We start from the raw sequence: 15,928 nt of genomic DNA, 5'->3' as shown, positions 1-15,928 counted from the left end.
ATGGACGACGTGATCGCGGCCGAGCGCACGCGCACGAACTGGGCGGGCAACGTCACCTACCGCGCCTCGGCGCTGGCCCGCCCGACGTCGGTGGACGAGCTCCAGCAGCTCGTCGCCTCGACGCCGCGCCTGACGGCGCTCGGCTCGCGACACTCGTTCAACACCATCGCCGACACGGATGCCGTCCAGGTCTCGCTGTCGGACCTGCCGCCCGTGCTCGACATCGACACGGCCCGGCGGGTGGTCCGTGTGGCCGCGGGCATGACGCACAGTCAGGTCGCGGCCGGCCTGGAGGCCCGTGGCTGGGCCCTCGGGAACCTCGCGTCCCTGCCGCACATCTCCACGGCCGGTGCCGTCGCCACGGGGACGCACGGCTCCGGTGTGCGGAACCCGTCGCTCGCGCAGGCGGTGGTCGGCCTCGACGTGGTGCGCGCCTCCGGCGCGCTCGACCACGTCGACGCTGCGTCGCCGGACGGGCTGCTCGACGCCCACCGCGTGGGGATCGGCGCGCTCGGCGTCGTCACCGCGGTGGAGCTCGCGATCGAGCCGACGTTCCAGGTCGCCACGACGGTGCACCTCGACCTGCCGTGGGAGGCCGTGGCCGCGCAGTTCGACCAGGTGATGTCCGACGCGTACTCGGTGTCGATGTTCACGTCGTTCGACGACCGGGGCGCCCGGCAGGTCTGGGTCAAGCACCGCGTCGACGAGGCCGCACCGACGGTCGACCTCGTGGCCCTCGGAGCCCGTGCAGCCTCGGGTCCGGTGCACCCGGGTGAGAACGACCCTGCCGGGGTCACCGAGCAGGGCGGCGTGCCAGGGCCGTGGGCCGAGCGGCTGCCGCACTTCCGGTCCTCGTTCACCCCCTCGACCGGGGCCGAGATCCAGGCCGAGTACCTGATCCCCGCGGCCTCGGCCGTGGCGGCACTCGAGGCGCTCCGACCGCTGGCGTCGCTGTTCGCGCCGATCCTCATCGCCGCCGAGGTCCGCACCATCGCGGCCGACACCGCCTGGCTCGCGCCGTCATCCGGCCGACAGTCGGTCGGTCTGCACTTCACGTTCCGCCGGGACGCCGCCGCCGTGGCCGCGGCGGTCACCCGGATCGAGGACGTCCTCGAGCCCTTCGACCCGCGGCCGCACTGGGGCAAGGTCTCCGCTGCCGGCGCCGAGCGGCTGCACGAGGCGTACCCGCGGCTGTCCGACTTCGCCGCACTCGCCCGTGACCTCGACCCCACGGGGCGGTTCCGCAACGCGTTCCTCGCGCGCATCCTGTCCTGACGCGATTGACAGGTGTCCCGCACCACCGGCTGTGGTGCGGGACACCCGGGTCCTCAGTCCTTGCGGGACAGGTCGATCAGGAGCCTGACCACGGTCACGAGCAAGCTCGCGATCCCCAGCCAGGGCACCCGACGCCTGGACCGATCATCGGTGTCGTTCGACATCGCTGACCTCCTGGTGTCGTCGCCGGCTGACACGAGGAGCTTCGGCCGAGGGATGCGTCGCCGAGCGGGCTCGGCTACCATCGGTTCCGAGCGTTGGACTCGGGATGGTTGATGCATCCCTTGGCTTTCCACTCGGAAGGCGAATCGAGGCCCGGAACTGTTGTCGCAGTCCCGGGCCTCACGCTTTCGCCCAGGTCGCGCTCCGGCGGTGACGCGACCGGAGCCAGCCTACGTGCATGTGTCCGCTGATATGCAGATTGACTCTCACAGGGGATCCCCATCGGATGCCCCGGCGAACCCCCGCTTCGGTACCGGTCGTCCACATGTGAGGACGCAAAGGTCGGGGCATGGCGAACCTCAACCGCATCATCGGCATGGCCTCGAAGGTCATCGACAAGCAGCTCCAGAAGCGTGGGCAGGGGGGAACCGCGCCCGGCGCCGGATCGCAGCAGGGCGGAACCGACTGGCGTGGCATCGTGCGGAGCGCCGCGGACAAGCTGACCGGTGACGACCGGGGCCAGCAGCAGCCGCCGCAGCAGTACGGCCAGCCGCAGCAGTACGGCCAGCCGCAGCAGTACGGCCAGCCGCAGCAGTACGGCCAGCAGCAGCAGCACGCAGGCACGCCGCAGCACGGGGCCGACGCCGACAAGGTCGCCCTGGCGAAGTACGACTACCTGCTCCGCACCTCGTCGCCGGAGCAGCTCGAACAGGTCCACCACGACGCCTTCGCGCGGCTCACCCCCGGGCAGCGCCAGCAGGTCCGCGACCGCCTGAACTCCGAGCTCCCGCCCCACGAGCACCTGCGCGACGACTCGGCGGGCGGCATGGCCCGTGCGATGACCCGCGGGGAGATGTCGCGTCCGGGTCTGGTCCGACGGGTCCTCGGGGGTTCCGGCCGCTCGGGCAACGCCAACGGCAACGGTCGCGGCCGCGCCGGGGCCTTCGCCGGCGGTGCAGCGGTCGGCGCTGGCGCGATGGCGTTCGGTGGCCTCGCCGCCGCGGTGGCCGGGGGAGCGGTGCTGAGCGCCGCCGCCGGTCCGGTGCTGGCCGGGGCTGCCGACCTCGGCGTGGACTTCGAGGGCATCGCCTCGGGCATGGGTGACCTCGGGCTCGGTGACCTCAGCGGTGGCGTCGAGGGACTCGCCGGTCAGGGTGAGCAGCTCCTCGGTGGCTTCGGTGAGCAGGCCGCGGGCTTCGGTGAGCAGGCGTCCGGTCTCGGCGAGCAGGCGTCGAACCTCGGCAACGACTTCCTCGGTGGGCTCTTCGACCGCTGACACACGACGGTGCGAACGCATCGGGAATAGCGGGACGGCGTCCGGCGCTTGCAATGTTTCGTCGTGCGTCGTCCGACGCACGCGAGATTCGGACGGGCCACCGTCGCGGTGTCAGGATGGATGCCGCCCGGCGGGTGGACCGTTCCGCCGTCGCAGCGACCGCCACCGCGATCGCGCCCCCTTCCCCGAGGAGCAGCCCCGTCATGAGACGCCCCAACCGCCTGACGATCACCGCGGCCGTCGCCGCAGCAGCAGCCCTGGTCCTGACCGGCTGCTCGGGTGGGGGCTCGTCCGACGACGGCGCCGACGGCACGGCCAAGGGCGGCACGCTCAACATCCTGACGCCGCAGACCTCGTTCCACCTCGACCCGGCGACCAGCCAGAGCCTCGGCATCACGTCGATGGGGCTCGTCGCGCGTCGACTCACCACCTGGGACGTCGAGCCGGGCAAGACGGCGAAGGTCGTGCCCGACCTGGCGACCAACACCGGCGTCTCGAGCGACGACGGCAAGACCTGGACCTACACGCTGAAGGACGGCGTCGAGTTCCAGGACGGCACGCCGATCACCACGAAGGACATCAAGTGGGGCATCGAGCGCTCGTTCGCGCCGACGCTGAGCGGTGGCCTGAGCTACCACAAGTCGCTCCTGGTCGGTGGTGACTCCTACAAGGGCCCGTTCGACGGCAAGTCGCTCGACAGCATCGAGACCCCGAACGACAAGACCATCGTCTTCAAGCTCAACGCCGCGTACGGCGACTGGCCGTGGCTCGCGTCGATGCCGGCGTTCACCCCGGTGCCCGAGGGCGACGGCAAGGACACCGGCGCCTACGACCTGAAGCCGGTCGCGTCCGGCCCGTACCAGGTGCAGTCGAACACGCAGGGCTCGCAGGTCACGCTGGTCCGCAACAAGAACTGGAGTGCGAAGACCGACGAGGTCCGCACGGCCGGCCCGTCGAAGATCGTGTTCAAGGAGAGCCAGGACCAGTCCACGGCCACGCAGACCCTGATCGCGGACAACGGCGACGCCAAGAACTCCTTCGGGGCGATCTACCTCGGTGCCGCGGAGCTGAACCAGGTGCGCAGCAACCCGGCCGCCCAGGACCGCCTCGCCACCTCGAAGGCCGGCCCGATCAGCTACATGGCGATCAACACGCAGCGCGGTGCGCTCAAGGACCTCAAGGTCCGACAGGCCCTGCAGTACGCCGTCGACCGCAAGTCGTTCCGGATCGCCGCAGGCGGCGCGATCGCCGGGTCGTACGCCTCGACCCTGATCACCCCGGGCATCGCGGGGCGCCAGGACTACGACCTGTACAAGACGAAGGCCACCGGCGACGTCGACAAGGCGAAGCAGCTGCTCAAGGAGGCCGGTGTCTCGGGCCTGAAGCTGACCCTCGTCACGCAGAACGACCCGACGTACCTCGCCCAGGCGCAGGCGCTGCAGTCCGGCCTGAAGCGTGCCGGGATCACGGTGACGCTCAAGCCGCTCGACTACGACTCCTTCACGCAGGCGACCACCAACGGCACCGACTTCGACCTGTCGCTGTCGAGCTGGCAGCCGGACTTCCCGAGCGCGAACGCCAACCTCCAGCCGCTCTACGCCTCGTCGCAGATCGGTGGCGGCGGCTACAACGTCTCGAAGTACCGCAACCCCGAGGTCGACGCCCTCATCGCGAAGGCGAGCTCGACGGTCGACCAGGACGCCGCGCAGAAGCTCTGGGCACAGGCCGACCAGAAGATCATGGCCGACGCCCCGGTCGTGCCGCTGATCTACGCGAAGCAGTCGTTCCTCGCCGGGTCGAACGTGCAGAACTTCCAGATCGCGGACTTCCCCGCGTACCCGAACTACCTCAAGGTCTCGCTCAAGCAGTGACCGATCCGATCCTGCAGGTCGAGGGGCTCCGCGTCGTGTTCGGCGACGCGGAGCCCGTCGTCCGTGACGTCTCCTTCGACCTGACGCCCGGCCGGGTCCTCGCCCTGGTGGGGGAGTCAGGCTCGGGCAAGTCCGTCAGCGCCATGAGCGTGCTCGGGCTCCTGCCGCCGCAGGCCTCGGTGTCGGGCAGCGCCCGGTTCCGCGGCGAAGAGCTCATCGGTGCCGCCACCGAGACCGTCCGCGCCGTCCGTGGTGCGGGCATCGGCGTGGTGTTCCAGGAGCCGATGAACTCGTTCACACCGGTCCTGTCGATCGGCACCCAGATCGCCGAGGCCGTCCGGGTACACCCGTCGGGACTCGACCGTGCCGGTGTCACGGCCCGCGTCGACGAGTTGCTCCGCGACGCCGGGCTCGCCGACCCCGAGCGCATCCGGAAGGCCTACCCGCACGAACTGTCCGGCGGCCAGCTCCAGCGTGCGATGATCGCGATGGCCCTGGCCGGCGATCCGGTGGCGCTCTTCGCCGACGAACCCACGACCGCGCTCGACGTCACCGTGCAGGCCGGCATCCTCGACCTGCTGCGTCGGCTCGGCCGCGAGCGTTCCCTGGCCGTGCTGCTCATCACCCACGACATGGGCGTGGTGGCGGACGTCGCGGACGACCTGCTGGTGCTGCGTCGCGGCGACCCGGTCGAGCACGGGACCGTCGCCGAGGTCTTCGCCCACCCGACCGCCGACTACACGCGCGAGCTCCTCGCGGCCGTCCCCAGCCTGGAGGCGCGTGGAAGCTCCGCCGAGCCGCTCGCGTCGACCGAGACTCGGCCTGCCGGACCGGACGCGGCTCCGGCAAGCCGCAATCTGTCCGCAGACGCGAGCACCGCCTCGGCCCCGGCCGACGTCGACGACGCGAGTCGCGCCTCTCCCCACCGGCACGGCCGGCCCGCCGCTGGCGCGTCGGACCAGAACCGGCGGCGTGGGCCCAGTCCGCTCGTGGCGCGCCTGCGCGACGTCGCCGTGCGGTACTCGCGCCGAGGCGGACCCACCGTGTCCGGTATCGACCTCGACCTGCACGCCGGTGAGACCGTCGGCCTGGTGGGCGAATCCGGTTCCGGCAAGTCGACGATCGGGCGCGCGCTCGCGGGCCTGGTGCCCGTCGTCGCCGGCTCGGTCGAGGTGGACGGCAGCGACCTGCGCACTGCTCGCGGACGCCGGCTGCGCGAACTGCGCAGCCGGGTCGGCATCGTGTTCCAGGACCCGGCGTCGTCGCTCAACCCGCGGCAGACCATCGGCTGGAGCATCGCGGAACCGCTGCTCGTGCACGGCGCCGACTCCGCAGCCGAACGCGCCGAGCGTGTCCGCGAACTGCTGATCGCCGTGCAGCTCGACCCGACGTGGGCCGAGCGGTTCCCGCACCAGCTGTCCGGCGGCCAGCGGCAGCGAGTCGCCGTCGCGCGTGCGCTCGCGCTGCGGCCGGCACTCGTCATCGCCGACGAACCGACCTCGGCACTCGACGTGACGGTGCAGGCCGCCGTGCTCGACCTGCTCGCCGGCCTGCAGCAGGAGTTCGGTTTCGGCATGCTGCTCATCAGCCACGACCTCGCCGTCGTCCGCCAGCTCGCCGACCAGGTGATCGTGCTGCGCGACGGCCGGATCGTCGAACGGGGGAGCACCGACGCGGTGCTCGACGACCCGCAACAGGACTACACGCGCATGCTCCTCGCCGCAGCGCCCGTCGCCGATCCCGTGCGACAGGCCGCCCGCCGCGAGGCGTGGCGCGCGTGGGAAGGAGTGGCCTCGTGACGGCCAACGTGGTCGACCGACCGGTCGCACCGTCCGGCCGTACGACCGGCTTCCGGGCCGTCGTGCGGCGGGTGCGGCAGGACCGCTGGGCGGTGGCCTCGGCCGTCGTCATCGCGGTGTTCCTGGTGGTCGCCGTGGCGGCCCCGCTCATCGCGAAGGCGTCGGGGCAGGACCCGTACTCGTACGACATCGACGCGCTCAACTCGTTCGGTGCTCCGCGCGGTCCGGGCGGCGGCATCAGCGGCGAGCACTGGTTCGGCGTCGAGCCCCTGACCGGGCGCGACCTGTTCTCGATCGTCACGTACGGCGCGCGGACCTCGCTCGGCATCGGACTCGCCGCCACCCTGGTGTCGATCGTCATCGGCGTGCTCGTCGGCGTCACGACCGGGTTCTTCGGCGGCTGGTACGACCGGGTGCTCTCGCGGGTCGTCGACGTGATCTTCGGGTTCCCGTCGCTCGTGTTCATGATCGCCCTCACCGCGATCGTGCCGTCGTCGTTCCCGAAGCCCGTGCTCGTCGTGCTCGTCATCGGGTTCTTCGGCTGGCCGGCCGTGGCCCGTGTCGTGCGAGGGCAGACGCTGTCGCTCGTCAGCCGGAACTACGTCGTGGCCTCCACCGCGATGGGTGCCGGCCGGTGGCACGTCATCCGCACGCAGCTGCTGCCGAACCTCGCCGCGACCATCACCGTCTACGCGACGATCTCGATCCCGTCGATGATCGGTGCCGAGGCCGCGCTCTCGTTCCTCGCCGTCGGGGTCAACCCGCCGACGCCGTCGTGGGGTCGCAGCATCGGTGACGCCATCGGCTGGGTGCAGACCGACCCCATGTACCTCGTGTTCCCCGGAGCCGCACTGTTCCTCATCACCCTCGCCTTCAACGTGCTCGGCGACGCCCTGCGCGACGCCCTCGACCCGCGAGGGGGCACCGCGTGAACGCCGCGACCCTGCGCTTCCTCGCGATCCGCCTGCTCGGTGCGGCGGTCGTGCTGCTCGTCGTCGCGGCCATCACGTACGCGCTCTTCATGCTGCTGCCGACCAACCCGGCGCGGGCGATCTGCGACAAGCCCTGCACCCCGGACCGACTGCGCGAGGTGCAGGCGTTCCTGGGCACCGACAAGCCCTGGCTCGCACAGTTCGGCGCCTACCTGGCCGGCATCTTCACCGGCCGGACCTTCGGCAGCGGCAACAGCGTCATCGAGTGCGCGGCGCCGTGCTTCGGGTACTCGTTCCAGCTGCACGAGAGCGTCACCGAGCTCATCCTCGCGCGCCTGCCCGTCACCGCCTCGATCGCCGTCGGAGCCGCTGTGCTGTGGCTCGTGGCCGGGGTGTTCGGGGGCACCGTCTCGGCGCTGCGTCGCGGCACCTTCGTCGACCGGGCCGTGATGACGGTCGCGGTCGCGGGTGTCTCGTCGCCGGCGTACCTGGTCGGACTGCTCGGCATCCTGCTGTTCGGGTTCGTGCTCGGGATCCTGCCGACGAGCGGCTACGTGGCCTTCGGTGACGACCCGGTCGGCTGGTTCACCCACCTGATCCTGCCGTGGTGCGTGCTGGCCTTCATCAGCGCTGCGATCTACGCCCGGTTGACCCGCGGCGAGATGCTCGAGTCGATGTCGCAGGACTTCGTCCGGACCGCTCGGGCCAAGGGACTGCGCGAGCGCCAGGTCGTCGTGCGGCACGGACTCCGGACGGCGATCCTGCCCGTGGTGACGCTGTTCGGGCTCGACCTCGGGTCGCTGCTCGGCGGTGCAGTCATCACCGAGAAGGTGTTCTCGATGCAGGGTCTCGGCGCGCTGCTGATCGACGCGGTGCACACGCTCGACCTGCAGGTGGTCGTCGGCTTCACGCTGTTCTCGGCGCTGCTGATCGTGACCGCGAACGTGATCGTCGACATCGTCTACGCGTTCGTCGACCCGCGGGTGCGGCGCCGGGCGTAGGGCGCGGTCGGCCCGCGCACCGTGCGGGGCGCGCTGGTCCGTGCGAGGTTGCCCGCTCCGTGCTGCACTACGGCGCCGCACCGAGCGGGTAGCCCGTCACGGTCCGACGAACCCTGCACCGTGCGTCTGCGCCGGGCCCGGCTCGCCCCGCCCTGCGACGGCTGCCCGCCCCGCCCTGCCCCGGCTGCCCGCCTGCCCGGCTGCCTCAGGCCGGGCGCCCCACGAACCGGTAGACCGAGCCGTCGTCGGTCCGCGTCAGCACACCGAGGTCCACCGCATCCCGGCGCACGATGGACACGTCGGCCGCCAGCATGCCGATCGCGGCGTTCAGCACGGCCTCCGGCACGGCGCGGTCACGCCCGAGGCGCTCGAACACGAGCTCCACGATCCGGACGGACAGCGCATGTCGTTCGACGTCCTTCACCGGCATCCGCTCGATCCGGTCGAACTCGAGCACCGCTGCCGGCGACTGCAATCGCTGGAGTTCCCGTGCCGTCCGACCGAGCACCGCGGCGTCGGGGCCGTCGTCGGTGACCCAGTCGAACGAGCCGACCGCCGCCCGGGTGCGGTCGTCGGCGGGGGCTCCGGCGAACACCGCCGCACGGAGGGCCGGGGACGCCAGGACGGAGACGACCTGACGCGCCCGGCCGACCACCCGGGCGACGTCCATCAGAAATACGTGATGCCGTGCGGCGTCCGCGGCGGCAACAGCATCGCGCGGAGCAGCTCCACCGACGCCGGGTCCGCAGCGCGGACCAGGCCGGCGGCCGCCAGGGTGACGGGGGAGACCGAGCCGATCAGCACCGCACCGAGCTCCGCGACGTCGAGCTGGACGTCAGACCCGGCCACGTCGACGTCGTCGGCGACGCGCGTGACGGTGCCACGGGCCTCCTGGACGTCCAGCCGGTACGTGCCGGTCGTGTGGCCGAGCGCATCGGTGACCGCGAGTGTCAGCGAGCCGTCGGTGGCGAACGGCCTCGACTCGAGCACCGCCGCCACGTCGAGCACGCGCAGCCAGACGTGGTCCTCCTCGTGGTCGACGTCGTACGCACGGTTGTCGCCGAGCGCCGCGACGATCGGGTCGTCGAGGCGGGACCGGTTGTACTTCACGACGTCGTTGAGGTCGACCGACAGCAGGAACTCCCACAGGGCGGTGTAGGCCCGGTCGTCCGCGTAGACCAGGTCGACGACCTCGAGCGCGGTGTCGGAACCGCTGGTCTCCTTGACGCGCCAGGTGACGTAGCCGTCGATGTCGTCCGAACCGTCGGGCCGGTGCACGGCAGCGCGGACGTCCTTCGCCTTCTGGCCGTCGGGGCCACGCAGGCCGAAGACGACGTCCCAGGTGCCGGTGTTGCGGAGCATGGAGCCGGGGGTGCGGGCGTGGAAGCGGTCGAAGACGGCTTTGCCCGGGCCGTCGGCGAGCCACTGCGGCGTCACGACCGACACCGTGCCGGAGGTCGGCGCCAGCAGGGGGAGCGCGCGTTCGCGGCGGACGTGGATCGCGCGCTCGCGGATGGCGCTGCCGAAGCCGAAGCGGCGGTAGATGGTGCCCTCGGACGCGGTCAGCGACGCCACGGCGTAGCCCTCGGCGACGCCCCGCTCGAGCGCGTGCGTCATCATCCGGCGCAGGATGCCGCGGCGGCGTTCGGTCGGACGGACGGTGACCGCGGAGATCGCCTGGGTGTCGACGGAGGACCCGTCTCCCCAGCTCAGCGCCTTGCGGAACCAGGTGAAGGTGCCGGCCGGCCAGGTCTCGTCGACAGACCCCGGGAACGGCTTCCGCACGTAGACGCCGAGGAAGGTCTCTTCGTCGGCGATGAAGTGCGACGCCATGCGGGCTGCGCCCTCGGCGTCGGGGTCGGCTTCGTGGAAGCCCATCCCGACGGCCTGCATCCACGGTGCCGTCTCGGCGTTCGGTGCCCCCTTGTCGTCCGTCCCGGGCGCGAACTCGCGCAGCTCGTAGCGGTCGTCGAATGCATCGTTGCTCACGTTCCGACACTATCGGGACCGGGTGACGTCGCGACAGCCGGGTGGTCTGCGTGGGGTCACGTGCCGGGAGTTGGGTGTCGGGGTGCACGGTGCGGGGTGCGGGGTGCGGGGTGCGGGGTGCACGGTGCGGGGTTCGTGGGTCAGGGCGGTGGAGGTGGCTCGGTGCGCGGTTGTGGCGGGGCACGGGGCGGGCAAGTTCGCACGGGTCGGGCGATCCGGCACGGTGCGCATGCCCGAAGAACCGGCACCGCACGATGAGCCCTGCACCGCACGACGAACCCTGCACCGCACGACGAACCCGGCGCGGTGCGGTTCCGTGGTCGCGTCCTGGGGGCTCGACCGAAGCCGCACGGTGCGGGGTTCGTGGGCCGGGGCGGTGGAGGTGGCTCGGTGCGGGGTTGTGGCGGGGCACGGGGCGGGCAAGTTCGCACGGGTCGGGCGATCCGGCACGGTGCGGCTCTGCTGCTCTGCGGCAGGAGCTCGCACCGGGAGCGGGAACGCGCACGGAGTCTCCCGCGCTGCACGGTGCGCAGGCGCGACGAACCTGCACCGCACGACGAACCCCGCACCGTGCGACGGGCGGTGCCGTGTCAGTCGGTCGCCCCCCGCGGGGGATCGACGAGCAGTCCGACGCGGTCGGCCAGGTAGTCGGCGAGGGGGACGGCGGCGCCTGCCGTCGGGGACCACCGGACGGAGGGCACGTCGTCGGCGACGAAGAGCACACCGTCGGCGGCGACCAGGGTCTCGTCGACGGGGATCGGGACGGCGCCGTGGTTGACCGTCTCACCTGCGGCGAAGTGTCCCTTCGCGGCGGCGGCACGGTAGGCGCGACGGACCTCGGCGGAGACCGACTGGTACTGCGAACGACCGGGTTCGGTGACCCGGGTGATCGACCCGGTGGCCCAGACACCGCCGGCGGTCTCGGGGGACGACCCGATCAGGAGCGCTCCGACCCGCCACACCCGCCCGAGCGGCCGCATGGTGGGGTCACGACGGATCCCGAGGACGGCCTTCGGCTGGACGTACTCGCCGAGCGCTTCGTCGGGGACGTCCGCGGCGCGGAGCCGTCGGGCCGCTGCGTCGAGGAGCTCCCGCGCCCGCTGCACTCCGTCCGTCACGTCCACCGAGCCTAGACCGGGTGGGGGTCGTGGTCTCGGTGGTGCTCCGTCCGACGTGGTGTGCTGCGCTGCGACGCCCGCGGCCGGTGCCCGCCCGACGACGACGGGCGGTGCTGACGAAGCCGGCGGTCATCATGACCGCGCCGTACGTCAGGAGCACGCCGGCGACCAGCGGGATGAGCCAGCTGCGCGACCCGTTGACGAGCTGGTTGACCAGGCCGATGTCCGGGACGCTGTACCAGAGGACTCCGCGGATCTGCACGGCGGTGACGGGGGCGGGGTCGGCCTCGGCGTTGTTGTCGCCCTTGAGGACGAAGGTCCGTCCGCCGTCCGACGACGAGGACACCGACACCACGCGGTGGCTGATGACCGCGGGCTGGCCGGAGACGATCTGGTAGGTGACGACGTCGCCGACCTGGATGTCCTCGACCGGGGTCGGCCGGACCACGAGCAGGGTGCCCGGGGGGAGTGTCGGCTCCATCGACTGCGTCAGGACGGTGAGCGGCATCGACCCCGTGGCCTTCGGGACGACGATCAGCACGACGGCCAGCGCAGCCACGATGAGCAGGAGCCCGGTGCTGAGCCCGAACGCGACGGCGCGGACGACCGCTCGCCACCCGGTGCGTGGGGCGGGGGTGCTCATGCGCCGCATCGGATCGCCGCCCCGTTGTCCTGCGTGAAGAGCGTGACCTTGCCGGTGCCCGCGACGGTCGAGGTGGGGTTGCCGGCGCTGTCGAGCACCTTGACGGTGACGGTGAGCGTGCCCGAGGTGCCGGCGCTCGCGGGGACGTCCGGCGGTGCGATCGTGATGAACGCGGAGTAGTCCTGCGCCTTCTTCCCGACCGGGGTCGAGCCGACGAAGGCCCCGTACCAGGTGTCCTGCGGGCGGTTCGCGGCGTCCCAGCGCACCTCGACGTACCAGCCGCCGTGGTCGGTGCAGACCAGCGACGGGGTGGTGTCGACGGTCGCCGCCGGGGTGGTCAGCGTGAAGCTGCCGGTGACGACGCCCGAGCTCCAGGTGCCGCTCGTGACGGTGAGGCCGACGTTCACCGTGGTGGTCGCACCGGCCGGGGCCGACGACTGCAGGGTGCTGCGCGTGCACCAGATCGCGGAGGCCCCGGCGGCGAGCTTCGCGCTCATGCTCGGCAGCGACGCCCAGGTTCCGCTGACGGATCCGGTTCCGACGGCCGTGCTCGTGGTGCAGGCCGTGGTCGAGGCGACCGGCCAGGCGACGACGGTGACGGCCTTGGCGAGTGCAGTCGAGCTGCCGGAGGCGACCGAGACCGTGGTGGTGGCGGTGCCGCCGAGGGTGCCCGAGTCGGTCAGGGTGATCGGCTTCGTCGTCGAGGTGACGCTCGCCGAGAAGGCGGTGGTGAGTGCGCTCGTGCCGCCGATCGACGCCGTGACGGTGCCGACCGTCGTGCTCGCCGCGGTGGTGCCCGAGGCGCTCCACAAGGCCCACGCGGCACTCGAGGTGCCACCGACGAACACGGCGGTGAGGAGCACGGCGACGAGGAGCCGGAGGCGGCGGTTCATGCGGCGACCTGCGTTCCGGTGACGGTGAGGGTGAAGTCGGTGGTGGCGCCGGCGACGGTCTGCGGGGCGTCGGCGTCGAGGGCCATCTCGAGGCACGCGATCCCGCTGCCCCCGGCCGGCAGGGTGACGACACCTGAGCCCGTGTCGAAGGTGGCGAGCCGCGCGCTCGTGCCGGTGAGCCCGGGCACGCACTTCGCGGTCGACGACACCATCGCGAGGTGGAGCGTCAGCTCACCGGACGCCGCCGCGACTGATGACTTCGAGGACGTCGTCGTGACGCGCACGGAGAGCGGGATCGACCCGGTGTTCCGCATGGTGAACGTGCCGGTGGTGCTGGTGCCCGGCCCGAGGACCGCGGTGTTCATCGCCGTCGTGCCGCCGACGGTGATGGTCGCCGTCGCGGAGCGCACGGTGGTGGCGGCCGTGCTGGCCGTGCCGTTCCAGAGTGCGTAGGTGCCGCCGACGCCGAGGAGCGCCGTGCCGACCGCGACGACCAGGCCGAGCGCGACCGGCCACACCCAGCGGTGGCGTCGGGAGGCGCGGTGGCGTCCCGTCGTCCGCGGTGTGGCGGTCATGTCCCTGCTCCTGGTCGTCGTGGTCGGTGGGGTGCGATCGGTGGGTCAGGAACCGATCGCGGTCTGGGTCAGCGTGAAGGCGAGCGCGCTGAGGTTGAGCGAGCCGCCCTGACCGGTGGTCGCGGCGGCGGGCAGCGTCACGGTGAAGACGACCTTGACCGTCGAGGTGGACGACGACGGCGAGACGACGAAGGTGTTCGCGTTCGACGAGGACTGCACGATCGAGGCGCTCGTCGACGTGACGGCCAGCGTCTTCGTCGTGGCGGCGATCAGCGCGCTGTCACCGGTGATGCTCTGGTTGGCGTAGGTCAGGTTGGCCTTGAGGTCCTGGCCGGTCGCGCCGATGTTCAGCGTCTGCGTGAACTGGAACGTGTTGCCCGGCACCATCAGCGCCTTCGTCGGGTCGATCGCGGCGGAACGACCGTTCGTGATGTCGGTCCAGGCGCCGTCGTTGTTGGCGCTGAGCGTCAGGGTGCCGGCGCTCACCGCGGACGCGGCGCTCGAGGCGCTGGCGTTCCAGAGGGCGAACGTGCCGGCACCGCCGAGGAGGAGTGCGACGCCTGCTGCGCCGGCGATGGCACCGGTGACGATCTTGTGCATGGAGTGGTTCCGTTCCTGCGTGCCTGGGCGCGCTGAAGCCCACCGGGGACGTTCGGGTGTCCTGCCCGGTGGGGAGGTTGTCATCGACCCAGTGGTTGGAAGGGGTCGCGGCTGACCGGTGCCGAGAACGGTCGCCGGGCCTCTGAGCGCAGGGACTGCTGCTCGGGCGGGCTGGACTCGCTCTGGGGACGACGTTAGCTGTCCCCCAAAGTGCGGACAAGCGAGAACGAGCGTTCACCGGGACCCCAGAACGGGGGGCATTTGAGTCCTCGTGTTGGAGGACATGGTTTGTACCCCGATTTCTGGGTGTGCGCTCCGTGCGGACAGGGGAAACCCGGAAGGAATGCCGGTACGGGTGGCGTCGTTGCACCGTCCGGCGGAAACGAGGAGGGCCCATGGACATCGTGCGTTGGTTGTTCGACGCGCAGATCGTCATCGGCGACCAGACGGTGCTGTGGCGTGAGGTGATCGGCAACGTCTTCGGGTTGCTCAGCGCCCTCGGCGGCATGCGTCGCAAGGTCTGGGCCTGGCCGGTCGGACTGGTCGGCAACGCCCTGCTCTTCACCGTCTTCATGGGTGCGCTGTTCGACACCCCCAACCCCGTCAACCTGCTCGGCCAGGCGGGCCGTCAGGTCATGTTCATCATCGTGAGCGTCTACGGCTGGTACCGGTGGACGCACCGCCCCGAGGACGCGACGACCGTGATCGACCCGCACTGGGCCTCCTGGCGGTCCCGCCTGCTGCTCGTCGTCGGCCTGGTCGGCGGCACCGCCCTGCTGACCCCCGTCTTCCGCGCGCTCGGATCCTACGAAACCGGTGTGGAGCGACGCCTGGATCTTCGTCGGCTCGCTGCTCGCCACCTACGGCATGGCCAAGGGGTGGGTCGAGTTCTGGCTCATCTGGGTGGCGGTCGACCTGGTCGGCGTGCCGCTGCTGTTCTCCGCCGGGTACTACGCATCGGGGCTGATGTACGTCTTCTACGGCGTCTTCACCCTGACCGGGTTCTTCGTGTGGATGCGCCAGCGGGTCCGCCCGCCGGCGGCGCCGATCACCGTCGGCTGACGGCCTGGGGGCACGGCCCCCGCTCTGGGACGAGACAAACGGCCCGCGATGCGCTGCAATGGTCGGATGGAACCCCTGCACGGCGAACGCGTCGAGGACGACGAGTCCCTCGCAGAGCGCACCGTGCGCGCAGCCATCCGCGCGTACCGGTTGCACCCGTTCGACGACGTCGACGCCGCGGTCATCGCCGACGTCGCCGGCGTTCCGCTCGAGACGGTCGAGCGGCTGTTCCCGACCTGGCACGCCCTGCTGCTGGTCACCTACGACCGGTGGGTGCGGCTGCGCGGGACCCGACGGAAGGCCCCGCCGACGTGCATGATCGAGCACGTCCGCCTGACCCTCGCCGAGGACGTCGCCGATCCGGGCCTCGTCCGGGTCCTCGCCGGACTGATTACCGTGGCCAGCTCGGAGTCCGGGTTCGCCGAACTGTTCCGCAAGCGGTTCGAGGAGTACGCCGAGCAGCTGACCGTCGGGCTGCAGCGCGACTTCGACAAGGGCGCCGAAGAGGCCGGGATCCCCGCGTACCAGGCGGCGACACAGCTGCTCGCGATGTACGAGGGGCTGCAGATCCAGATGCTCGTCCGCCCGCACATCGACGTCCTGGTCGAGTTCGATCGTGCGGCCGACACCCTGCGTCAGGGGTGGAAGCGGCATGCCGTTCCCTTGTGGGACCTCAACGAGACGCCTGTCCGCGTCTGAGGGCCGCGAGCGCGAACGCGAGCGCACCGCGAA

Annotated in this window: 13 protein-coding genes and 1 pseudogene; 8 read left to right on the top strand and 6 right to left on the bottom strand. The window is 71.5% G+C overall.

The window, feature by feature from the left end:
- The 6 genes from ITJ50_RS13625 (at window position 1) to ITJ50_RS13600 (ending at window position 8,316) form a co-directional block, all read left to right on the top strand.
- On the top strand, window positions 1-1,275 hold the full coding sequence (locus ITJ50_RS13625) for a D-arabinono-1,4-lactone oxidase (RefSeq protein WP_071251966.1): 1,275 nt from the start codon (window positions 1-3) through the stop codon (window positions 1,273-1,275).
- A 511-nt stretch (window positions 1,276-1,786) separates the two neighbouring features.
- Window positions 1,787-2,713: a cation-transporting ATPase gene (locus ITJ50_RS13620; RefSeq protein WP_194590699.1), complete on the top strand. Its 927-nt coding sequence runs from the start codon at window positions 1,787-1,789 to the stop codon at window positions 2,711-2,713.
- 203 nt (window positions 2,714-2,916) lie between these two features.
- Window positions 2,917-4,584 carry an ABC transporter substrate-binding protein gene (locus ITJ50_RS13615; RefSeq protein WP_228499918.1) on the top strand — a complete coding sequence of 556 codons (1,668 nt, stop codon included), beginning with the start codon at window positions 2,917-2,919 and terminating at the stop codon, window positions 4,582-4,584.
- Window positions 4,581-6,383, top strand: coding sequence for a dipeptide ABC transporter ATP-binding protein (locus ITJ50_RS13610; RefSeq protein WP_194590697.1), 1,803 nt, complete (start codon window positions 4,581-4,583; stop codon window positions 6,381-6,383). Before ITJ50_RS13615 ends, ITJ50_RS13610 begins: the two co-directional genes overlap by 4 nt.
- The gene (locus tag ITJ50_RS17965; protein WP_017888404.1) at window positions 6,380-7,315 is read left to right on the top strand and encodes an ABC transporter permease; all 936 of its coding nucleotides are present in this window, start codon (window positions 6,380-6,382) and stop codon (window positions 7,313-7,315) included. The genes ITJ50_RS13610 and ITJ50_RS17965 overlap by 4 nt, the downstream gene beginning before the upstream one ends.
- Window positions 7,312-8,316 (top strand): ABC transporter permease, encoded by a 1,005-nt coding sequence (locus tag ITJ50_RS13600; RefSeq protein ID WP_017888405.1) that lies wholly within the window; start codon window positions 7,312-7,314, stop codon window positions 8,314-8,316. Before ITJ50_RS17965 ends, ITJ50_RS13600 begins: the two co-directional genes overlap by 4 nt.
- A gap of 205 nt (window positions 8,317-8,521) precedes the next feature.
- Here the strand turns inward: ITJ50_RS13600 and ITJ50_RS13595 are convergent, their stop codons facing one another.
- The 6 genes from ITJ50_RS13595 to ITJ50_RS13570 all read right to left on the bottom strand — a co-directional run bounded on the left by ITJ50_RS13595 (window position 8,522) and on the right by ITJ50_RS13570 (window position 14,134).
- Window positions 8,522-8,986, bottom strand: a complete 465-nt coding sequence (locus ITJ50_RS13595; protein ID WP_071251969.1) for a DUF2087 domain-containing protein — start codon at window positions 8,984-8,986, stop codon at window positions 8,522-8,524.
- On the bottom strand, window positions 8,986-10,305 hold the full coding sequence (locus ITJ50_RS13590; protein WP_194590696.1) for a GNAT family N-acetyltransferase: 1,320 nt from the start codon (window positions 10,303-10,305) through the stop codon (window positions 8,986-8,988). The genes ITJ50_RS13595 and ITJ50_RS13590 overlap by 1 nt, the downstream gene beginning before the upstream one ends.
- A gap of 987 nt (window positions 10,306-11,292) precedes the next feature.
- Window positions 11,293-12,066, bottom strand: a complete 774-nt coding sequence (locus ITJ50_RS13585) for a signal peptidase I (RefSeq protein ID WP_228499920.1) — start codon at window positions 12,064-12,066, stop codon at window positions 11,293-11,295.
- Window positions 12,063-12,959, bottom strand: coding sequence for a hypothetical protein (locus ITJ50_RS13580; RefSeq protein WP_020381115.1), 897 nt, complete (start codon window positions 12,957-12,959; stop codon window positions 12,063-12,065). The genes ITJ50_RS13585 and ITJ50_RS13580 overlap by 4 nt, the downstream gene beginning before the upstream one ends.
- Complete coding sequence (locus tag ITJ50_RS13575) at window positions 12,956-13,534, bottom strand: TasA family protein (RefSeq protein ID WP_071251972.1); 579 nt, start codon at window positions 13,532-13,534, stop codon at window positions 12,956-12,958. The genes ITJ50_RS13580 and ITJ50_RS13575 overlap by 4 nt, the downstream gene beginning before the upstream one ends.
- Before the next feature lie 45 nt (window positions 13,535-13,579).
- Complete coding sequence (locus tag ITJ50_RS13570) at window positions 13,580-14,134, bottom strand: alternate-type signal peptide domain-containing protein (RefSeq protein ID WP_056070388.1); 555 nt, start codon at window positions 14,132-14,134, stop codon at window positions 13,580-13,582.
- Window positions 14,135-14,529: 395 nt separating this feature from the next.
- On the opposite strand from ITJ50_RS13570, the pseudogene pnuC reads away from it, so the two are divergent.
- Window positions 14,530-15,196: pseudogene (gene pnuC, locus ITJ50_RS13565) on the top strand (nicotinamide riboside transporter PnuC).
- Window positions 15,197-15,262: 66 nt separating this feature from the next.
- Window positions 15,263-15,895 (top strand): TetR/AcrR family transcriptional regulator, encoded by a 633-nt coding sequence (locus tag ITJ50_RS13560; RefSeq protein WP_194590695.1) that lies wholly within the window; start codon window positions 15,263-15,265, stop codon window positions 15,893-15,895.
- The last annotated feature ends 33 nt before the right edge of the window (window positions 15,896-15,928 follow it).

The organism is Curtobacterium sp. VKM Ac-2889 (assembly GCF_015350855.1).
GTDB classification, from domain to species: domain Bacteria; phylum Actinomycetota; class Actinomycetes; order Actinomycetales; family Microbacteriaceae; genus Curtobacterium; species Curtobacterium poinsettiae.
This window is presented reverse-complemented; position numbering and strand designations above follow the sequence as displayed.